General features: G+C 54.7%; 17 protein-coding genes. 5 read left to right on the forward strand and 12 right to left on the reverse strand.

Translation table 11 applies throughout. The features are described from left to right. Positions 1-96: 96 nt before the first annotated feature. Positions 97-543, reverse strand: a complete 447-nt coding sequence (locus JUK32_RS13400; protein WP_204139364.1) for a hypothetical protein — start codon at positions 541-543, stop codon at positions 97-99. A gap of 373 nt (positions 544-916) precedes the next feature. Between JUK32_RS13400 and JUK32_RS13405 the strand changes: the two genes are divergently transcribed. Then, a complete protein-coding gene (locus JUK32_RS13405) occupies positions 917-2,092 on the forward strand; it encodes a hypothetical protein (RefSeq protein WP_204139365.1) in 1,176 nt (391 codons plus the stop codon). 92 nt (positions 2,093-2,184) lie between these two features. Here JUK32_RS13405 and folP read toward each other — a convergent pair whose 3' ends face one another. Together folP and JUK32_RS13415 are read right to left on the reverse strand one after the other, a co-directional pair. Further along, a complete protein-coding gene (folP, locus tag JUK32_RS13410; protein WP_204139366.1) occupies positions 2,185-3,084 on the reverse strand; it encodes a dihydropteroate synthase in 900 nt (299 codons plus the stop codon). A gap of 135 nt (positions 3,085-3,219) precedes the next feature. Then, complete coding sequence (locus JUK32_RS13415) at positions 3,220-3,411, reverse strand: hypothetical protein (protein WP_204139367.1); 192 nt, start codon at positions 3,409-3,411, stop codon at positions 3,220-3,222. A 707-nt stretch (positions 3,412-4,118) separates the two neighbouring features. Between JUK32_RS13415 and JUK32_RS13420 the strand changes: the two genes are divergently transcribed. Both JUK32_RS13420 and JUK32_RS13425 read left to right on the forward strand, forming a co-directional pair. Next, positions 4,119-4,559, forward strand: a complete 441-nt coding sequence (locus JUK32_RS13420; RefSeq protein ID WP_204139368.1) for a pentapeptide repeat-containing protein — start codon at positions 4,119-4,121, stop codon at positions 4,557-4,559. A gap of 397 nt (positions 4,560-4,956) precedes the next feature. Continuing rightward, on the forward strand, positions 4,957-7,338 hold the full coding sequence (locus JUK32_RS13425; RefSeq protein ID WP_204139369.1) for a hypothetical protein: 2,382 nt from the start codon (positions 4,957-4,959) through the stop codon (positions 7,336-7,338). 127 nt (positions 7,339-7,465) lie between these two features. Here the strand turns inward: JUK32_RS13425 and JUK32_RS13430 are convergent, their stop codons facing one another. The 5 genes from JUK32_RS13430 to JUK32_RS13450 form a co-directional block, all read right to left on the reverse strand. Next, positions 7,466-7,645 (reverse strand): hypothetical protein, encoded by a 180-nt coding sequence (locus JUK32_RS13430; protein WP_204139370.1) that lies wholly within the window; start codon positions 7,643-7,645, stop codon positions 7,466-7,468. Positions 7,646-7,731: 86 nt separating this feature from the next. Next, positions 7,732-10,425 (reverse strand): cyanophycin synthetase, encoded by a 2,694-nt coding sequence (gene cphA / locus JUK32_RS13435; RefSeq protein ID WP_204139371.1) that lies wholly within the window; start codon positions 10,423-10,425, stop codon positions 7,732-7,734. A 490-nt stretch (positions 10,426-10,915) separates the two neighbouring features. Beyond that, positions 10,916-11,722, reverse strand: a complete 807-nt coding sequence (locus JUK32_RS13440; protein WP_239112634.1) for a cyanophycinase — start codon at positions 11,720-11,722, stop codon at positions 10,916-10,918. 146 nt (positions 11,723-11,868) lie between these two features. Next, positions 11,869-14,046, reverse strand: a complete 2,178-nt coding sequence (gene recQ / locus JUK32_RS13445) for a DNA helicase RecQ (RefSeq protein ID WP_204139373.1) — start codon at positions 14,044-14,046, stop codon at positions 11,869-11,871. A 143-nt stretch (positions 14,047-14,189) separates the two neighbouring features. After that, positions 14,190-14,594 carry a tetratricopeptide repeat protein gene (locus JUK32_RS13450; RefSeq protein ID WP_204139374.1) on the reverse strand — a complete coding sequence of 135 codons (405 nt, stop codon included), beginning with the start codon at positions 14,592-14,594 and terminating at the stop codon, positions 14,190-14,192. A gap of 791 nt (positions 14,595-15,385) precedes the next feature. Between JUK32_RS13450 and JUK32_RS13455 the strand changes: the two genes are divergently transcribed. Then, positions 15,386-17,095 (forward strand): hypothetical protein, encoded by a 1,710-nt coding sequence (locus JUK32_RS13455; protein ID WP_204139375.1) that lies wholly within the window; start codon positions 15,386-15,388, stop codon positions 17,093-17,095. A gap of 372 nt (positions 17,096-17,467) precedes the next feature. Here JUK32_RS13455 and JUK32_RS13460 read toward each other — a convergent pair whose 3' ends face one another. The 4 genes from JUK32_RS13460 to gvpA form a co-directional block, all read right to left on the reverse strand. Next, positions 17,468-17,812, reverse strand: coding sequence for a gas vesicle protein (locus JUK32_RS13460; RefSeq protein ID WP_239112636.1), 345 nt, complete (start codon positions 17,810-17,812; stop codon positions 17,468-17,470). A gap of 239 nt (positions 17,813-18,051) precedes the next feature. Beyond that, a complete protein-coding gene (gene gvpN, locus JUK32_RS13465; protein ID WP_204139376.1) occupies positions 18,052-19,308 on the reverse strand; it encodes a gas vesicle protein GvpN in 1,257 nt (418 codons plus the stop codon). Next, entirely contained in the window at positions 19,305-20,261 is a 957-nt protein-coding gene (locus tag JUK32_RS13470) for a hypothetical protein (RefSeq protein WP_204139377.1), read from the reverse strand. The genes gvpN and JUK32_RS13470 overlap by 4 nt, the downstream gene beginning before the upstream one ends. A gap of 299 nt (positions 20,262-20,560) precedes the next feature. After that, entirely contained in the window at positions 20,561-20,779 is a 219-nt protein-coding gene (gene gvpA, locus JUK32_RS13475; protein ID WP_073608715.1) for a gas vesicle structural protein GvpA, read from the reverse strand. A 344-nt stretch (positions 20,780-21,123) separates the two neighbouring features. Here gvpA and JUK32_RS13480 point away from each other — a divergent pair, with 344 nt between their 5' ends. After that, positions 21,124-21,813: a DUF4079 domain-containing protein gene (locus tag JUK32_RS13480; RefSeq protein ID WP_204139378.1), complete on the forward strand. Its 690-nt coding sequence runs from the start codon at positions 21,124-21,126 to the stop codon at positions 21,811-21,813. Positions 21,814-21,923 lie beyond the last annotated feature (110 nt).

Raw genomic sequence — 21,923 nt, forward strand, 5'->3', positions numbered from 1 at the left:
CAACTCTCGATACTGGTAGGTTGAGCGAAGTCGAAACCGGATTGAACGGGTACTTTATTTAGTTGCAGATCCCTTACGGCTCCATCCTGGCGGGCTCTAGGGCCGTTGTGCTTGGCCCAGTTCTAAAAGCTCGCCATCGCGAAAGAGGGCACAGCGGTAGTCGCTCGCTCCAGGTGCTTCGGGGTCTAGGCCGCCACCGGGATTGGCTGGCACAAAGAGCTGCCACTCATTTTCACCCATGAGGTTGGTGTAATAGGTGCCTGCGATGTTGTTATAGTCGCTTTCCTCTGCCGTCACAGGGACGCCATTCATAAAGCTGAGGTTGTCGTCGCGATCGTAAATGCGAACGTACAGATCGCCCCGACTCGGTGATTCTGGATCAAGCTCATCATCCAGGTTGTAGATTTTGATCGCAAAGCTGGGGGTGTCGCAATAGGCTTCCATGGTTTCGGCTTGGACGGGGAGCGCGATCGCGATCGCCCCCAGCATCATCCCCGTGGAGCCAATGCCCCAAGCCCAGCGACGCCAGTAATCTTTAAACATACAGGTCAACTCCTCTCATCAGGTTTCATCAGGCTAATCGCACCGACTAGCATCACAGCGTGGCTAGGGGCGATCGGGCAATCATCCCAACATCCAACACTCAGGTTCACTTAAGGCTGAGTCAAAACCGAGTCGTCATAAAACTTGACGGAGCCCCCTATACTCGTCGCCTAATTTGGGCCTCTACGGAAACGCTGATTTAAACTGAGCTGGAGCAGGCATTGGAAAATCAGAAAAATCGCACCATTTCAGAAAGTTGACATAGAATTACGGGCGTATGAACGCATTCTCTGAGTCATAACGGCAGTATTTTCAGTTCCTTTGACCAGAATTCTGCGGGCTCAACGGGTGGTTGAAGATGAGGAGCAACGTAATGCAGTCCCCCCTTATTGTTATTAGTAAAGTTGCCTCGCTAGCGCTGGCATCAACGTTGGTGATCAGTGCCGTTATCCACTCAGGCATGGCCAAAGCGGCTAGAGAAATGCCTGAGACAGCTCTACCAGAAACCCTGGTCGAAGATGAGCAGTCATTAGAAATCGCCCAATTTACTCGCGATATTTTGGCTTACGACACAGGTGATTTTAGTGTGCGAGTGTTTGAAAGAGGTGGCGGCACCTTTATGAACGTCTTTGACAATATTCAAGGCATCACCCGTTTGAACGGGGCTCCCGCTTCCCTCAGTGCAGTTCAAGGACAAGATGCTTACGTCAGTTTTGGCAGCTTTAATGGGCGACAGGTGGAATACGCCTCTCAAGTCTTTGCCAAACCCCAGGATCCGGCGGGGGGCTTTGCCCGTTTCTTCATTCTCGACCAAAACTTTGGCCCTGGCGGCGAAGTCAGCGTCATTCGAGTAGAAGACGCCGAACTCGTTTCAGTATTTAACGTGCCACCAGGCGTCGGGTTGCCGAGCGGCGGCGGCGGTACTACCCAGCCGGACACGCTTCTCTTTTTTGAAACGCAAACCTATGCGGTGCGAGTCTTTAATCGTGGCGGTCAGCGGTTAATGAATGTCTTTAACCGTCGCACGAATAGTCAAGAGGTGAATGGTGCACTGGCTAGCCTGGTCAATCCTGTAGACCAGTTTGAGCAGTCGGTGAGCTATGTTGCCACGGGCGGGCTCACAAATCAGCCAGTGCGATATTACGCTCGTTATGACTACTGCTCAGAAACCACCTTTTTGGAGGTTTACAACACTAACGGGGCTCGAATTCTCCGTGAGAACAGTGTCGGGAGTGGTCAGAATCGGATTCCTCCCGCTGATTTCCCCCCGGGCCAACCGTGCGGTGAAAACGGTAACGGTGGCAGTGGTGCTGGTCCAGATACGAGAGTCAATGACGCCTATATTACGGCGGTCTTTGGGGGAGAAAGCACCCTGAGAGAGGTGCAGCGCTTTTTCCCGGATGCCTTTTTAGATAGCTCATCGCGCCAGGGCGATTTCATTAATGTCGGGGCGTTTAGCAGTGAAGAAGACGCCATCATTCGGATGCTGGAACTGCGACGTGAAGGCTTTAATACGCGGGTCATATTCCGGGATGTGCGTTTCCGCTAACGGTTGACGGTAGCGCTCGGGTGACCTCTGCTGCGCGGCGATCGCTGCTCCCATTGCTGGCAGTCGGGAGCGGGGCATTTGCTGCGGAGATTTCAGGTGGCAGGGGCACAGTCATCGGGGAGTCGTTGCCGCCAAATGGCATCGGCGACTTTGGCGACTTGCCCCATTTCGTCGCCGTCGTGGACGCGAATGATATCAGCTCCACCCGCGATCGCGGCACAACAGGCCGCCGCTGTACCCCACACTCGTTGTTGCGGGTCGGGTTGGTTTAACAGCCAGCCAATGAAGCTTTTGCGCGAGGGGCCAATCAAAATCGGGCAGTGCAGCTGCCGAAAGTCTGGGAGCCGTCGGAGAATTTCCAGATTTTGCGGGTAGGTTTTGGCGAACCCCAGGCCAGGGTCGATCGCGATTTGGTGATGTCCCACCCCAGCGGCCTGGGCCGTTTTGATCTGGCGCTCCAGAAAGTCATAGATTTCACCGATCAAATCAGCATAATCGGTGTGCTGCTGCATCGTTTCGGGGGTACCGCGAATGTGCATCAGAATAATGGGCACCCCCAGGTCGGCCACCGTGGAGAACATGGCCGCATCGAACGTGCCACCAGAAATGTCATTCACCAAGTCAGCACCAGCCCGTACCGCCGCCCGCGCCACCGCCGCTTGGGTCGTATCCACCGAGATCACTGCCTGGGATAGTCGCGGCTCATCGCTGGCCCGAATCGCCTCGATCACGGGCACGACGCGCCGCTGTTCTGCTGCAAGGGAAATTTGTGCCGCGCCGGGGCGGGTGGACTGGCCGCCGATATCCAAAATATCGACTCCGGCATTGACGAGGGCGGTGGCTTGGGCGATCGCGCTTTGCCGTGTGTTGAACCGACCCCCATCGCTAAAGCTATCCGGGGTGACGTTGAGCACGCCCATCACATAGGTGCGATCGCCCCAGTGGAAATCGCGATCGCGGAGAGTCCAAATAGGTATGGTGGCAGTCGTCATAGCAGCGCTGAAGGAAAATACAACACAAGCTAGCTTGCCACAGGCTCACGACCCAGTAGCAACGATCCCCATCGACCGGACTACCCAACGCCCCAGCCACCGTTCTGAGCTGAGCTCTGATTGCCTTACCGCTCTCTAAGTGGAGTGGCGCGTGATGAGTTGGAGGAGTTGGCGGCGAGCGACGGGTGCTTTGGGGATAGTGGCCTTAGCCGCTAGGTAGCGATCGCAGCATTCCAGCCGCTTCAATAGTGTGTAAAGTCGAGTATCGTTAGCCGCCAACGCCGCTGGCAGGCAATCAGACTTCCGTTGACAAGTTTGACAAAGCATATTTCTGCAGGGAGTAAAGCTGAGTTAGCAATGTGGAGTGTGAAGCAAGTTCTTGACTGCCACAACCTAACATATTCACGAAAGAAATTAGGTTGCTGTGGAACGAGTCAATCGTTCCCTTGGTCTACATTTCCAAACGTCAAGGTTAGTCACAAAACTCCATGAATTCAAAATTCCATCGTTAGATGGAAACGAGCTAAATCAGGACTGTGGTTTAGCTACTCTATACTGACCAATTGACCCGGAAAATATCCATCACTTTTGTGAAGACTTCGAGAAGAGTCTCTATCAATAGTCAGACACCGCAATCCCTAAGATTCTTGACAGACCGGCTTTCCGGCCTTGCACGACTGAAGAAATGTGAGATTATAGGAGTATGGCAAGTTGCCTTACTAGAAAAGTTCGAAGGCGCTGAAACCCTGTATAAGTTTGAAATGTAAGCTTAAGCTAAAGGTTTCAAATATTGTGCAGAGTTTGTAATCTAGGCCACGTTTTCTAATGGATTTACTAAGCCGGGTCACCCCATATCGTAGCTAGTTTTAAGCTTTGAACCCGGACTGTCTGCATTGCTAACAGCGAACTGATTGCCTCAATCAATTGTTAGTAATCACTACTAGTAATCTATGTGAGTTCTCAGCGCGCCGAAGGTACGCAGGCAAGCTGCGGTCGCTCCCTTGCCATAATTTTTGTTGCAAAAGGGGGAACTCATGAAATTGTTCACCACTGCTATGTTGTCTATCGCACTGCCGATCGCGATCGCGATTCCCGCGCGGGCAGAAGATCTGGCTCAGGTTGAGCAGCTATTGACCACCAACAGCTGTTACGCCTGCGATTTATCCGGTGCCAACTTGTCGCAGGCTCATCTTATTGGGGCTGACTTGCGGCGGGCCGACTTGACCAATGCCAACCTCACTGAAGCGAATTTAGAAGGTGCGGATCTGGAGGGCGCAAATTTGCAAGGTGCCGTTCTCGCCGATGCGTTTTTGACCAACGCCAGCTTGCGGAATGCGGATTTGACCAACGTTGATTTGACCGAGGCCAAACTTTACTTTGTAGACGTGGCGGGAGCCACGCTGGATAACCTGGATATTACTCGAGCCGAAATTGTCGGAACACCGATCAGCGTCGGCGGCAGCTATGACCAGTGAGTAAACCACGAATCCCGAGTCCCGAGACTCGGCGCAGCGGCAGCTTAGGAGCCGCCGCAATTTCAGGCTGAGCGTTACGTTAGGATCGGGGGTCATTGCCACCGCTTTCGAGCGGCTTGACCGCAGGAGCGGTTAGGGGTTGATCGCCATGGCGATCGCTCTACAGATCGGCGATGCGCTGTGCCTGGCGAACCACAGCGGTTTCGACATCTTTACGGAAATGATGCTCTCGCTGTAATCGTCGATATACTGGCGGCAGTCATAGGGCTCTTGTGTCGTGCGATCGCGCTGTTTTCTCAAAAATTTACTGCCTGTGCGCCTGCGTCGAAGGCGTCACTGCTGGCTGATTTTGGCCGTGTTCACCAGTTGCTGGGGCGGAGCAAATTTTACCGGCCCAATGACGCCCAGCGCGATCGCGGCTCCCCCTGCGTCCCGCGCGACAACGGGCTACATTTTGCCCATTCCCAAAAGTCGCTTCGCGGATTTATGGCAGGGGCTGTTGCGGGGCAAGGATGCCTTTCTCGCCGAGGTGCAGGTCGGGGGATTTGTGGCCCTGACCGGCGTGCAACCCCGGCACTCCATTCGCCTGCTGGAAGGGGCCACCTACCGGGTGAATGCCGATAACAGCATCACGTTTGTGCTGTCGAACGGGGTCGTGGTGCCGCCGCTATCGCGTGAAACCTATGAAATTATTCGCAGTACGGTGCCCCTAGGGCAGCAGCACGTCTTAGACGACAAGTTTTTTTGGCATTTGCAGCGCAATCCGGCCATTCCCCTCATTGCGGCGGATCTCGGGCGGGGCGAACATGAAGAACTGATCAGTAATAAAGTCTTCGACACCAACGCTTATTATCTCCGCCCCTTTTTAGGCCACCTTTTTTGGGCGGCGCAAAAGGCCGATGTGCCCTTGCAAGAACTAATTCCCTTAGTGGAAACTCACCTCACCACGCTGGAATTTCCCTACCTGCGCGAGCAAGACCTTTACGCGGGGGCGGGCTCAGTGCATTCGTTTTACAAATACGAGCAGGAGCTGACCAACAAACAGTATTTGATGCGATCACTCCTCACCACGCCGGTGGAACCGTGGGTGCGCTTGGAGGCGATCGCCCAGGTCGAGGCCGCTTCCACCAAGCAGGACTACACCGATGCCGAATCCACCAGTACCACCATTTCCCTCGGTCGCCTGCCCCTACCGACCCCCACCGCAGCAGAAGATACCCCCGCTGTGCACGCGCTGAATATCGCCTACCTGAACCAGCAGGGCGTTTCTCTGTTTCCCGCCGAGCTGGAGCAGGCCGCGCTAGCTTACCATCACCGCTATGCCCATCGACGCAGTCTTGAAACGGCTCTCAGAGAGCAGCTTACGACCCTGGCTGCCACCCACGGTGATGAGATTTTGACGGCGATCAACGACTACTACGATCGCGACTTTTGGGCGGATATTGGCCTGACCGATGAGTTGGGGCGGCGATCGGTCAACCAGATGGATACGTCGCGGATTTTGGGCCTGTTTGCCACCCGTACTGAAGCCATTACCAGTTGGCCCGCGGCTGAGAGTTATCCCATCGCGCGGCAGCACTTCGTTACCTTTTTTCAGAAAAATGCGCCGGGCTTACCTGCGTCGGAATTGCTGACGCTGCTGTTTTGTGATCAGGCCTTCAATCCGCAGTTTTGGCGCGCGCTGAAACGATGGCAGCCTGATTTGGTGGCCGACATCAACGCGGTACAGGCAGCCATTCAACAGTTGGAAACGGGCTACACCGACGCAGCCAACCAGGAAGCCGAGGTGTTTCGCCTGCTGCAGCGCCATCAGCTCGATATTTCGACGGAGGCGTTTTCGCTGCTGTCGGTGGCGATGGCCAAGCGGTTGAGTGATTTGGTGTATGCCGAATTTCAGCCCAGCGATCGCAAAAGCGTCGAGTATCTGGAATTCACCCGCGCTATTTACCCGTTTTTGCGCGATATGCCCGACCTAAATAAGCAATGGGGCAACGGCCAAAATATCAAGCGCTACGGTCTCGACAATTATGTCGTCCCGAATCTCATGGCCCTCACCCCCGACGAGGCCCCCACCCTCGATGCGATGGGCGACCTGTGGTTCAAAATGGTGTCTAATGGCGATCTCGAACGCTGGGATCGCGATACCTTCATGCAGTTGGTGAGCACCGCCTGCAATCTCTCCTCCAACCAGACCCCGTCCCAACTGCCCCCAAGTCAGTTAGCACTTTTACACCTGGTCGAAAAGTATCGGCCCGAACTCAAGCGGGTTGCCGGGGCCGACGGCAATGCGGCCCCCGCCGTGTTGCACGGGCTCAACAATCTCGACTTTCGCCTCACGGGTTGGCCCGAGACTCGTACCCCTACCCCCCCGCGCACTCGTCGCCTGACCGACGGGAATATGCAACAAATTTTTCCCCAGCTGACTCCCGAGGCGGCGGCCAATCTGACCTGGCGATTCTCTAATCACAGTGGTGAAGTCTCGGTGTCATTGCCTCTAGTCATGCTGCAAGACCCGCTCTTTGTCCTACAGGCCGATGGCGCGATTGACTTACTTTTTGCCGAAGGGGGACGACAACAGGTGTTGCCCCAGTTCAACCATCATTTTGACTCTATCTACGCCCCCGCCTACATGACCCGGATTGCCGTGCCGCGCCCGGCCGATGCCGCCACCGTCAAAGCGCTCAATCAGGTATTGCTGACCACCCAGGCCATGTATGGCGGTTACACGCCGCCGTATTTGACCCTGCCCGCCCCCCTGCAGCCCACCTGGGGCGACTGAGCGATCGCGCTCCTAACGCCTATCCATTTCATCCGTTCAACATCAGTCGCGCGATCGCGCGACTCCGCTACGTGAGTTCGATGCAACTTTTAAGCTCCTGACTGACACCCCAGCGCGGGAGAATTCGTCACCAGTTCATCAGGGCTTCAAACCTTTCTCCCTCTGGTAGAGAGGTCTGAAGAGAGAGTTCGACCAAGCTGTCGAACTGACGTTCCACTGGATCGATACGAATTGAGCCGTTGTCTGGATTGACCACGGTTTGCCGGTAATTGCCGAGCGCCCCCATGCCCTCGCTCAACGTCTTCAACGTGTCGAGTCAAGCATGGGAGTCTAGGAAGAGGGAGCCACCGCAGAGTCGCTACGACGTTAGTCCGGGACAGGTCACCGGGAAGCTTACTGACCGCCGACTGGCATGGGCTCCAGCGGGGAAGTGTCGAAGGACAAGTCAGTCGTGGGGTCTGGAGCTGGGTCAGCGACCGGATTGCGCGCCATGATCAGCTCGATCGCCCGGCTCACCTGCTCGGGAAAAATCACAACCAAGGCATCTTTAGGCGCATGATCCAGGGCTGATTCGATCGCAGTCACCTCATCCAATTCGACCGTATAGGGCAGCGCTGATGGGGTGCTTGCGGTGATGCCTTGAACAATGAAGTTGGCGGCTTCCCCAGCGGGACGCCCGCGACCATCGTCATCTTCTTTGACGATGACTTGATCAAAGAAGGTGGCAGCGAGCTGCCCTAAGCCGATCAGATCTTCATCGCGGCGATCGCCGGGGCCACCAATCACACCGACGGTGGGGCCAGCCCAATTTTTCACAAAGCTGCCCACGGCCTCATAGCCAGCATTATTGTGGGCATAATCCACCAGTACGTGATAATCGCCCAGATTAAACAGGTTCATGCGCCCTGGCGCTTGCTTGGCCGAAGCCTCAAAACTGCGCAACGCGGCGCGAATCTGATCAATCTGAATGCCTTGCACATAGGCCGCCAAACTGGCTGCTAAGGCGTTGGCAATCATGAAGTCAGCGCGGCCCCCCAGGGTGACTGGCACTTGTTTAGCATCTTCAAGGCGCAGCACCCACTCCTGCTGCAAAATCACGAGCTGACCGTCGCTATAAACAGCGGCGATCCCGCCTGCTTTGACATGCTGTTGCACGATGGGGTTTTGCGCATCCATTGAGAAGTACGCGACTTTGCCCGCCACGCGATCGGCCATCGCAGCCACCCGCTCGTCATCCGCATTCAAAATTGCATAGCCGTCGGGATGAACCGCTTCCGCAATCACAGACTTAACGCGAGCCATTTGGTCGATGGTGTCAATGTTGCCTAGACCCAGATGGTCAGCTGCCACGTTCAACACCACGCCCACATCACAGTGGTTAAACGCGAGTCCCGATCGCAAGATCCCGCCGCGCGCCGTTTCTAACACGGCCATCTCCACGGTCGGATCCCGCAAAATGACTTGCGCACTCTGAGGGCCAGTGGTGTCACCTTTTTCGATCAGGCGATCGCCAATGTAAATGCCATCGGTGGTCGTAAATCCGACCGCATCATAGACCTGGCGGGCAATGTGAGCGATCAAGCGCGTAGTGGTCGTTTTGCCATTGGTGCCCGTGATCGAAACAACGGGGATGCGGTTGGGCGTTCCCGGCGGGAACAGCATCTGTAAAATTGGGGCCGCGACATTCCGGGCAATCCCTTCGCAGGGAGCCAGGTGCATGCGCAATCCGGGAGCGGCGTTGACTTCGACGATGACGCCATCAGCCTCGCGTAGAGGCTTGGTGATATCAGTGGTGATGACATCAATGCCCGCAATATCCAGGTCAATGATGCGCGAAACTCGTTCGGCCAACCAAACGTTGTCAGGGTGAATATCGTCGGTGCGGTCAATGGCAGTGCCGCCGGTACTCAGGTTCGCCGTTTCGCGCAGATAAGCCACTTGGCCAGCGGCTAACACCGTATCCAAGTCAAACCCCTGACGACTCAACATGCCATCGGTCGCGGCATCTAGCTTGATTTGCGTCAGCACGTTGTCGTGCCCGTCTCCTCGCCGGGGGTTGCGGTTTTCGGTATCGACCAACGCCGCAATGGTTTGCTGACCGTCGCCGATCACTCGCGCTGGAATGCGCTCTGCCACCGCCACCACTTGATGGTTGACCACCAAAATGCGATGGTCGCGGCCGGCATAAAAGTGCTCAACAATCACGCCGTTGGAGATCTCTTTGGCGCGATCGTAGGCGGCTTCCGCATCGCGCCAAGCGCGAATATCGGTGGTGATTCCTCGTCCGTGATTGCCGTCTAAGGGCTTGATGACGATGGGATAGCCCCCGAGGCGATCGATGGTTGTTTCCAACTCGTCGAAGGCAAAAATCACTCTACCGGCGGGTACCGGAGCCCCCATCTCCTCTAGAACGGATTTCGTCCGTTCTTTGTCACAGGCCAGTTCCACCCCGAGCACATTGCTGAAGGAGGTCAAAGCCGCTTGCACCCGCTTCTGATACTTGCCATACCCCAGTTGGAACAAGTCACAATCTGCCAATTCCATCCAGGGAATGCCCCGCGCTTCGGCTTCTGCCACTAGAGCTTCTGTGGTTGCCCCCAGAGACGCCTCGGCCCGGAGTTCCTTCAAATCAGCCAGGTCCGTTCTCAGCTCCCGCTCTGGGTAGGTGCCCGTTTCCACAATGCTTTGGCAAAGCCGCACCGCTGCCCGAGTCGCATAGCGTCCGGCGGCTTCATTCTTATACTCAACTACGACTTGATAGACGCCGGGGGTGGCGGTCTCACGGGTGCGCCCAAACCCCACTTCCATATCTGACAGCACTTGCAGCTCTAGCGCCACATGCTCCACGATGTGGCCCATCATGGTGCCTTCACGCACCCGAGTCAAAAAGCCCCCGCGACACCCCGGCGAACAATAATGCTCTTCGAGGCTGGGCAACGCTTGCACTAACCCTTCGTAGAAGCCGGGCAAAGTGTCAGACGGACGATCCGCTAAGTCCTCTAAATCTAACTGGGCCACAATTAATTGAGGGCGGCGGAGGCTCCAGTAGTTGGGACCACGGAGGGTTTGAGTTTGCAGAATTTTCATAGGCGGCAGAAGGGTGTTTGGGCAGATTTTGACAGGATAAAAGCTTTTAGCACAGGGGAGACACCGGAGATATGCAGAGCTGGCTGGCTTCCTAAGTTGCAAGTGCAAAGCAGAGAGATTTAGAAAAAATTAGCCTAAATATGCTGACTGGTTCACAGACTTACCTAGTCCATTTTGTAAACGATTCGCAGAAGAAAAGAAATGCCCTGGAGATGGAATTTCAGCAGTCAAAAAATAATGCCTAAAGTGACTCTGCGGGATAAAAACAATGCTGTGGTGCCGAAAAATAGAGTGTGAAGGGAATTCGATAACTGTAGTCGATAATACAACATTCATCTGAGAACCACAAAAGCTCGCAGCCATTGTTATCAGGTGATGACATGTCTTTAAAGCAGACCAGCGGCATGGCGATGAAATCATTGATTCTGACTGACGCAAGTGATTGAAAGCGGCAGCGTCAGACCAGAGTTGCTGGCTGCCGTTGCCGCTCCTACAGAGAGGGGGTCATTTCAATCACCGGGGTGCAAATTGAGCGGTTTTTGTAGTTGTAGCGATCGCCCGCACTCAACACATGAACTTGCAGATCGTGCAGACTGAGGGGCGACGAGACATCCGACAGTCGATAGTTGGTATGGGTCAGGTCACCGGGATCAATAATCGTGACGGCCCCTTTGCCAATGACCTCAAACGTGCCGTCGCCACGAAACGCGGCGCAGGTATCTTCGTCAATGCCGATACCGAGCTTGTCGGGATAGGCCGCGATCGCGCTCAATAGTCGAGCCATGCGATTGCGGTTATGAAAATGCTGATCGACTAGTAATTCAGGAATGATGCCCAACCCATCCATCAGGTCAACGAGGGAACGATTCGGCGATTCACCGCTGCTACCGCCGGAAATCATCTTTTCGCCCATGACCGCTGCGCCCGCGCTGGTGCCCGCAACCACCAACGTCCCTAGGTGCAAGCGCCGCATGATGGCTGCCATGAAGGTGCTGTTGTTAAGGAAGTCGTATAACCGCACCTGATCCCCGCCGGAGAGAAAGACTCCAGTACAGCTGTCTAACAGCTCCAGCCAACGATTTTCATCACATTCGTGGGGACTGCGAATGTCTAAAACTTGAACGTTCTGGGCTCCCAGTGCGGTGAAGATTTTGTCGTAACGAGCGCCGACCACACTCGGCTCTTGAGACGCGCAGGGCACGATGCCAATCGTGGCTTGCTGACCGCCTGCACTGGCAAAAAAGGCTGTCAAGATGGCAAGCTTACCGACCTTATCTTCTGCCCCTCCAATTGCCATGATGGGGTATCGGGTCGGAGTTATCATAACCTAACAATCAAAGAAGTTTGTTCACAGCAGTGCATCAGCACTCATAAAGAATAGCTTAAAACCTGGCGGCTACACGACATTTTGGGCCGCTAGCTAGCGGATCGTTGGTCGGCGTCTCAGGCGGTGTTGCCCCGATGCCGCAGGGTTCCCTGGACGAGCCGAATCTCGTCATAGGAATAGGTGGCCCCCAAGCGATCGCGTACGTCATTGAGGTAGGGACTGTCCACTGCGGCTAAGGCTTGACGAATCGCGGCTTGACGGTCAGCGGGGACGAGATCATCCAGGTTGATCGGGGCTCCGGCAGCGAGCAGGGCCGTTAGGTGTCCCACAATGGTGCTGTGGCGCAAGTTGCGCAAACGGGCAATGTCATCTAGCCCATGGCCTGCCTGGTAAAGTTCAAGGGTTTGGGCTTGGGTTGAGTTGGGGCTAGAGGCCCGCTTTGGCGCAGCCGCCGGGGGTTGAACGCCATGCTCTTCGCAATAGGCATTAATGGTCTCGACAAAGTCTTGGCCGTATTGTTCGAGTTTGCGACTGCCGACCCCGGAAATACGGCTGAATTGAGTCAGCGATCGCGGCATCCGTTGAGCCATTTGCCGCAGGGTACTTTCCGTAAACACGATGTAGGGGGGAATGCCCTGGGTGTCGGCGAGGCGTTTGCGCAGCGATCGCAGCTGTGCCAGGAGTCCGGCGGCTTCGGCTGAGGTTTCGGGGCTGTCTTCGCTGTCGCCCTTGAGTGTTTCGGGAATGGCGATCTGCACGGAGAGTTGCTGGCGCAGCACCTGCCAACTCGCCGCATTGAGCTTTAAGACAGGAAAACCATCGGTGGTTTCTTCCACTAGGCCCTGATGCAACAGCGATCGCCCCAGCAGTTTCCATTCCTCAGTGGAGCGGTCTTTGCCAATGCCGTAGGTCGAGAGCTGATCGTGCTGCAGTTCCAAAATCCGTTTCTTTTGGGAGCCCCGCAGCACATCGATAATATGCACCATGCCAAAGCGCTCACGACAGCGGGCCACACAAGAGAGAAACTTTTGGGCCTCGACCGTCCAATCTTCCAGCGGTTTGGGATAGCGGCAGTTATCGCAGCGATCGCACTGCCCCGGAAACGTTTCGCCAAAATAGCTGAGCTGAATTTGGCGGCGACAAACCGTGCTTTCGGCATAGTCGAGCACCTGCCGTAGCTGCTGCCGAGCAATCTGTTGCTCTTGCTCATCCGACTTTTGCTCAATGATGTAGTTGATCAGCGAGACATCGCTATAGCCGAAATACACCGTGCAGTGAGCGGGTTCGCCATCCCGCCCGGCCCGGCCCGATTCTTGGTAATAGCTTTCGAGGGTGCGGGGCAAGTCGTAGTGGGCCACTAGCCGCACGTCGGGTTTGTTGATGCCCATGCCAAAGGCGATCGTCGCCACCATCACCTGAACGTCGTCACGAATGAAGCGGTTCTGGTGCTCGCTGCGGGTATCGTCCGATAATCCTGCATGGTAGGGCAGCGCCGCCACCCCATCTTGCTGTAAGCGTCCGGCCAATTCGTCTACGTGCTTACGACTAATGCAGTAAACGATCGCCGCCCCCGTTACAGCTTTAATTTGCCGCAGTAGGTGGGCATAGGCTTGACGATCCTTCGGTAAAACCTCGTAATACAGATTGTGCCGATTAAAGCTAGCGACAAAGGTCGCTGGCGTTTGCAGCGCCAATTGTCGGCAGATATCTTCCCGGACGCGGGTGGTAGCAGTGGCCGTGAGGGCCATCATTGGCACATCGGGAAAACTCGTCCGCAACTGATGCAGTTGCCGATATTCCGGTCGAAAATCATGCCCCCATTCGGAGACGCAGTGAGCCTCGTCGATCGCAAATCCGGAAATACCGACCTGCTGTTGCAACCGCGATAAAAAGGGCCAAAAACTCTCGCTGAGCAGCCGCTCAGGGGCCACATAGAGTAGCTTGACCTCCCCAGCTAACAACTGCTGTTCGCGGGTTCTGACGTCGGCTAGGTTGAGGCTACTGTTCAAAAAGGTGGCCGCAATGCCATTGTTGCGGAGCGCATCCACCTGATCTTGCATCAGCGCGATGAGGGGCGAGACCACCACCATGACGCCCAAACGCAACAGGGAAGGTAGTTGATAACACAACGATTTGCCGCCGCCCGTCGGCATCACGACGAGGCAATCTTGACGACTCAAAAACGTTTCAATCACGGCGCGTTGATCAAGCCGAAATTCGTCGTAGCCAAAAAAGTGCTTGAGCGCCGACTCTAAGGAGGGAAATTGGGTAGAGGTAGAGGCAGGGGCAGACATGTCACATCGCTAGCAGTTGCTCAGACCCTAGTGTACCGATAGGCGAAAAAGACGATCACCCCAGCAGCGACAGCGGCGGTGACGGCAGCCCCACGGAGCCGTTCAACAACTGCATTGTGTCGCGATCGCTGGGTGCCAGTCGCTTAAGAAAAACGCTTGGTTGCCGTTTTCAGTACTTGCCAGCCGCGCGTCCAAGGACGCTGAAGGGGCTGAGCTGGCTGCTGGTCAGCGGTGGCGGCCTGAGCATAACAGGCATAGGCTTCGTCATACTGCCCCAAGCGATACAGGGCCACTCCCTTGAAGAGCCAGGCTTGGGGGTGCGTTGCACTCAGATCGAGGGTCTGGTTGCAGATTTGTAGCGCGGCTTCGGGTTGGTCGAGGTGCAATAGACAAACGGCTTGGTTAACCCAATCATCAAGGGTGCGATCGCCATCGGGCACCTGTCGAAAGACTTGCAAGGCCTGGTGATAATTGCCGGACTCAAGCAGCGACAACGCCATCTGGGCCGTTGAGGTTTTAAGCGTGATGGAAGGAAGCTGTTGTGACATTACCAACTAGAGGCTAAGGGGGCACATTGGCATCGGAGCAAAAAGTAATCGGCGGTCTTTAAGGTACCCAAAGGAGGCACCAGTATTGACATCAACGAGCCCGAGGACATTTCCAAGGGGGGATTACTCAGCCGCTCGCTCGTTCGCCGTTCCTTTCTGTAGGCAGTAACTTTGCCCTCGGACGTCAACGGCAAGACTGTCGTCTACTCCTATCTATACAGAAGTTTGTTGAGGCCCACAGCAAAGATCTGAAAAAATTTACCGTAGTCAGCTAATATTCACTTCCCGCACTTGACAAAGCTGGATTTTAGCTGTGCTTGGCGAGGTTTTAGATTTGCGGATGGTTGGCCTGGCGATCGCAACAACAGTCGTCATTTTATGTATCGGCCTCTCCACTCCCCCAGCAATACTCAGATGGCAGTAACCATCCCCTGAAGTGTTTTGTTTACGGCCAATCTTTGAACGATCGGCACATAGACGTTCCTTGCAATTCTGCATCAGGCATGGTGTCGACGGAGCGGGAACGGCTAAAAGCTAAAGATTCGGAGAATTGGAGGACAACCGTCATTTTGGGGCCGAGTCTTGAACTCTATGACCATCTCAATTCAAAATATTGATCATCCCGAGGGAGATCTTTGAGGTCGGGCAACGTCGGGTTTTGTTGCGCTTCTTAAACCAAAGTTAAAAAAAATAGTGAACCTACTCTACTTAGACCGGTTTTCTTGTTTTCTGCTCATACAGCACTGGTGCCTTGTTTCGGCCCGCTGTTCAGCTCCCATGAAGGAATCACAATGCAACATTTTCGTTTCAAAGTCTCTATTGCGGCCTCTGCCCTAGTGGCCGGAACTCTCGCCATCAATATGGCATCAGCCGAACATCACGGGTATGAAATCTGGGGATCTGACCAGTCGAACTCGATCGCCGATGTCGAATCTCGCGGCATCAATGGTAGTTGGATTTGGGTCTGGGACAGTGAGGACGTAGAAAACCAACTCGCGACGGGTGAGGTCGCTGAACCCCTCGGCTGTGACGGCCAAAATCGACCTGGTGACGGGCCGTGCAACGTTTATGATGTGTTCCCAGCGGCGCTGGCTGAATATGGGGAGAATGGGGCCACGGGGAATCAACTCGGGACAGAGTTTGGTCGCCTGCATGGCATGCTGCCAGATCCGCAAAACCGCTATATGAATGTCAATTTGTTTTCCCCCGGCGGCGGGTATGTCGGCATCATCGACGGTGAAACGAAAGAAGCGGTTGCCCTATTTCGCGTCACGGGAACTAGCGCGGGTCGCTCCGTCCACATGTCATTCTGGAATAGCGATGGCAGTGCCCTGCTGGTTGCGAACCTTAACGGTAAGGTGCTGGAACGCATCGATATCGCCCGCAATGCCGATGGCGAAATCATTGATGCCACTTTTAATCAGTCGGCGGCGCTGGGGGTGGGCAAGGACATGACCATTGGTGACCAGGCCAAAGTCTATCTCGGCGAAAACAGTCACGGCAATCCGATGCTTGGCAGCGTTGTGGGCAGCTATGACCTGGAGATGGCTTTCGGTGACCTGACTCCCCAAGGTTTTTGTAAGGAAAATGGGTGTGAAGATGGCCCCGATAGCGCCCTGGGCGGGCGGGCCAACAATGTCATCATTTGTCCGATCGTGTCGAACAGCAATCATGCCTATGTCACCTTTGGTGGCGGCGGGCTGCTTGTCGTGGATACGACTGTCACCCCCATGGCGATCGTCGGTGAATATGACAATCAGGTAGTCAATGGTGCCGGCTGTGGTGGCGTGCAAGCGGGCGATGAGATGTGGCTAAATGCTGGGGTTTCTGCGTCGGAGGCCGGGGCGGAACAATCCACCTTTACCCTGTTTACGCTGGATGACGCGCAGTTTGAGACAACCTCCAATGAGCCGAATATTCCGGCTCCTGCCATGGTCTTTAAGGACTTAACGAATACAGCAACGATTGGAAACCTAAGTGGCGAAGCGACCAACATCACAGGGCAACTGCCGGGTCTCACCACCCGGCGGGATTCTCACGGCATGGCGCGATCGGGCGATTTCATTCACACCGTCGATCGCATCCAAAACAATGTTGAAGTGTTCGATATCGCCACCCTAGCCCACACCACCTATGACCTCACTTCTGCTGATGGGCAAGGTGACGGATTAGGAGCCTGCGCCGCCGCTTCAGTGACCGATGACGAGGCGCTACCCAACAATGATCCCGCTCCCGATTTACTCGAAGCAACCCCTGACGGCAAATATTTGGTCGTGGCTCTCCGAGGCCCGGTGCCCGTTTCGGTGACCCATGCGGCCCAAGGTAGCTGCCCTGGGGTTGGCATTATTGAACTCATGAATGATGGGTCCACTGGTCGGTTGGCCGGTGTGTTGCGAACGACCAATACGATCGACAATGCCCCTGTGAGTGCGCCTGGGGGCTATGACTATATGGGGGCAGAGCGCAGTGACATTCACGGCGCTGCTATTCGTCGCAAGTAGGACGCTGCATTCAGGTCAACGGATACAGCAATGCCGCAGTGGGTAGGATCCCTGCTGCGGCATCATTAGTCCAAAGCTGCTGGGATAGCCAAGGGCAGGCACTGAGCAGCGGTCACTTTTCAATATGAGCATGGCTGACTTGTATCGTCTGTCGCATGACGGCTGTTGCCTCATGCTGTGATGGAAGCTACCACCAGCAGTTCCTATGTAAGTCTCGTCCTACCAGGCATCTAGGCAATTAGCCGTCGGGATGGCTGATGTTTGGCTTGCAATCTGAGCATCATTAAACAACTGTTTTGCCCTTTGCCGCTGTTTAGGGTGCCTTCTGTTGCTGAAAGCGTTTACTGATCAGTATTTCAGGCTAAGCAACGTTCATGAGTCTTGCGATCGCAGCAGTTTTAGCTCTTCTTCCATACTTTCAATGCGGGCTTGCAATTGTTCGTTAGCGGTCAATAGTTCCTGCGATCGCGCACTCAGATAGGGATCATTTTCCCACCAGTTGATGCCCATCTCGCGAGCCTTATCGACTGATGCCACCAGCAAGCGAATGCGAATGGTGAGCAGTTCGGTGGAGCCGACCGAGACTGAGATATCGCCCGCGATGACGATGCCCTTGTCTAATACCCGTTCCAAAACATCGACCAACGTCGAGCCTTGGGTCGCGGTGGCCATTTGACGATTGGTACTAGCAGAGCGAGATAAAGATTGGCCAGTCATGATTGCCCTTGTGTGCAGCGTGGGTGTCGAAGTCTGCAACGCCGTTGCAGACGTTTATCGTAGAAGGAAATGGATGAACACCGTCGGCTAATTAGGTGCGATCGCTTCAATTGTGCGGCAATGACCGACAACGGAGGGGAATCATTTACGTGCCTTAAGAAAACTTGCCAGAATCGGGCCTCCGGTGCGGCTCCAAGTGACTTGCCCAGCCAGATATCGCCATCACCCTACTGAGTCGGCTATGACTCACTGGACAATACGCGATAAATTGTGGGTTTACCAGCGCCATTTTGCTTTTGCAAATAGTCCGCTTCGACGAGCGATCGCAAGGCATCTACCGCCTTAAACCGAGTGAGCGAAAGTTCCGACTCAATTTCTGATAGAGAAGCCGATTCCCTTGCGGTCAAAAAGGTCAAAATGCTGGACTCGATTTCGTCGAGTTCTGGCGCTGAGGCACTATCATCATTAGCCTCATCTGAAACCTTAGCAGATTCTTTAGCCTTACTTTTTGTCGTCGATTTGCCCTTTGAGCCCTTCGCCTCGACTGGCCGATCTGCTTGGGGTTGAGGGCTGACATCAGTGCCTATACCCTCTGGGCCCAAGACTTCTGCGCTGGCGGTCAACTCGTTAAACAAATCCCATAAAGTATGGGTTGCCGGGGAGAGTTCATTGGTGACGCGAGACAACAAAACATCACTACAGACGTCTCGAAAATCAGCATCTTCCGTCATCATCGCGACGCCATGCTCATGGCAAATATTGGCGATCATCAAGCTAGGTCTTAGGCTCGTGGCGCTGTGGTTCCCCATTTGGGATTTAAATGCTTTGACCAAGCGTACAATCATCAGCGCATCAGCCGGTTCAATCCCGACTTTTTGGATCAGAATTTGCTGCTGAGTGAGCTCGTCCGGTTCGGGCATGTGGATCGTGATTAAACGATCCAGCAGCGCATCTTGAGTGCCGTGCACCCCCGCATACTCTTCGGGGTTAGAAGTGAAAATTGCCCGAAAATGCGGATTGACCCGCAAATATTCAGGTCGATGCCCGCTCGGGGGCAGCACCAGCAATTTTTCTTCTAGGGCCGATAGTAAAACGTTGTTGACTTCGGGACGCGAGCGATTGAACTCGTCATACACCAGGGTGAACCCTTCTCGGCAGGCTAAGGTTAAGCGCGAATCTACCCAGTTGTGTCGCAGTTCATCTTCAACTTTCACGACACTGTGGATATAGTTATCGACGACCTTTTTGCGGGTATAGCCAGACTGATTACCAATCAGATCTGAGGTCTTAAACTCATCGTCACCAAACACCAGCATGATGGGCCGACTCAATAGATCGGCTAAATGCAGGGCGAGGGTGGTTTTGCCAGTACCGGCGGGGCCGCGCAGGTGAACCGAATACCCCGATTGGAGATACCGCAGGGCTCGGCGGGCAATGCGTTCGACGGCGGGGGTACTGACAAAGTTGCGGGGACGGGCTTGTAAAACAGTGCTCACAGAACGGCTTCCTCTTGGATACGGTAGGTTCGATCTTTTTGAACGATGAGCTCTTTTTGGATTAGCGATCGCAGGGCATCCACCGCTTGAAACCGATTAATTCCGAGGGTGGATTCAATTTCAGTCAAGCGCGCCCCATCGTTGTGGTCTTGCAAATATTCGAAGACCGCTTCTTCCGTCGGCACCGCCGATTGGGCGGTGGTCGCTTTTGGAGCCGCAGGTGCAGGCGCTTTTGCCCCAGCGGATTGGGCGGCGAGTTTCGTGGCGACGGGCTTCGCTTTGGCTCGGGGTTTACGCGCCGCCGTCTGACGACCCGTGGTGGCTGTTTTGGGAGCGGCAGCGGGAGCCGCTTGCGGCACCGCATCCCCCCAAACGGACTGTCTCAAGTGCTGGCGATACATCGCAAACTCTTCTCGCAGGACTCCGACATCGGCGGTCAAAGTTTCGCGATCGCGATGGCGCTGAGCCTGATCAACCACGGCGGCCGCCTGCCGATTTTCCTGGATTTCAGTTAAATAGTCGGCTACCACGTCTTCCAGTTCGGCCACATATTCAGACAAGTCTTGCTGTTGACGACTCCGCATCACATCGCGATCATGCCGGTGATCCGCCAACTTTTCTTGAGTGGCTTGCTGCAGCTCAAACAAGTCTGCTTGATTAGCCGCCCGTTGCTCAGCCACTGCACTGCGCAGTTCAGCGTCAAATGCCATTAACTTCTGAACCGTTTGCTTCGCCATGGCCCGGCGCTGTTGCTCGACCTGGGCTAAGTACAAACTGGTTTCGTCTTGCACTGCCGCATAATGTTCTGCCAGTTCCGCTCGCGTTTTGGCGGCGTCTACCTCACGAACCTGCTGACAATGTGCCAACTCGTCCAACACCGCTACCCGGCGTTGGATTATTTCTTCTCGGCGCGTCGTACGCGCTGCTTCCCATTCATCTCGGAGTGCCGCCACAGCCGTCATCTCCCTACTAAAACTCTGCAAAGTGTGGTGAAAGGTCTCTACCGATTTCTACCAAGACTTCACTCTTCTGGTAAGAGTGGGGGTAACCATACCGATTCTGTAGCCGATAAATATGAAGTCCCAAGAGACAGAACTGCACCAGGCCAGAGATCCTGTATGGGTTAATCCAACCGCCCCGCTTCAAAGATGGGAAAACCAGTAGACAAACTCAGAAAAATTGAATGTTTGGGAAGAAGTTGCAGTGTTGCTTGCTTCTTCCCAAACCGGGTTAATTAAAACCGCAAACCGGGCTAGGCGGCGGGAACAGCCGCTTGAGCCGTCAAGCCAACGGCTTCGGCATACTTCAAATAGGTATCGACGGATGCGATCACAACTCGGGCTTCAATCGCTAATAGTTCAATACCAACGAGAGATACACGAACCCAAGCATCAATTACGATACCTTTGTCAAGAATCCGATCCACAACTTCAGCCAAGCTGGACGAAGAGTTTACTTTTTCAACAGCCATGGTAATAAACCTCAAAATCTGTTTGGTTCAGGAAATGCGAAATCTGTTGTTCAGCGACTCATGAGAACTATGTAGTGAGAACAACACATTTCATGTTTTGCACAGGTTTATGTTGCCCAGCCTGGATGGAAACTCGCTATCAGTTACAGATCAAAATCATTCAGCAACAAACCTTGACAATGATCGGGACGTGTCCAGGGAAAGGTATTTGGTCGCGCTCAGCCTCATCTCACAAATACTGTTTACGATTGTCGCAGCAGGTCTAGCGCTTGTACAGGCATTAGCTAGTCCTGAAAGTCAGTAAGCACAGCATTCACTATCGTATTGTTGCGGTCTCCTCATCTATGAATACCACCGACATTTTGCGGCTCGTCCACCCAGCGATCGCGGTTTTCTACGTTTTTCCCCTCATCGGGATTGTCAGCTACTTTGCCTTACAAACCCGGCAACGGCGCATAGCCGCGTCAACCAAGCAGAAATCTAAAATTCCGCCACAGGTCGGCCAAGAACACGTCAAAATTGGCCGCTGGTTGGCCGCCGCTGTGGTGAGCATCGCCCTCTTAGGTCTGGCTCACCCCATCATCAAAACCCTGATCAATAAAAATGCGCTGGCTGAGGAAACATTTACGGTTATTTTCATCATTGCGATGTATGCCTTCACCGTGGCGACGTTGGTGTTGCTATATCGCGCCAAGAAACCGATCTGGCGGGCTGTTTTTGCCGCTCTTCCCAGCATGGGACTGATCATTCTGGGCGCACAGGAGGGGGTTTATCGCCGCACGAACGAGTGGTTTATCTCCCACTACTATTACGGCATCGTGGCGGCCCTGTTGATGATTATTTCGGTCGCTATCTTGCCGGAAATTTACCGTTCCAAAGCTTGGCGACGCAGTCACATTGCGCTCAACGCGATCGCGCTACTGCTCTTCGTTGGCATCGGCATCACCGGCCCCCGCGACCTGTTAGAGATTCCCCTCTCTTGGCAAGAACCCGCCGTCTATCAATGCGACTTTGCTAACAAAACCTGCGAGTAGTAGTTGAGGGTCGGCGAGCAACTCATATCCCGGTTGAGGTCTGTGGACGGGGAGATGAGTGGTGGGCGGATGGGTGAGTAGCGGATGAGTGGGCCGGTCTTGATCGCGGG

It is taken from the genome of Halomicronema sp. CCY15110, assembly GCF_016888165.1.
Classification (GTDB): domain Bacteria; phylum Cyanobacteriota; class Cyanobacteriia; order Phormidesmidales; family Phormidesmidaceae; genus Halomicronema.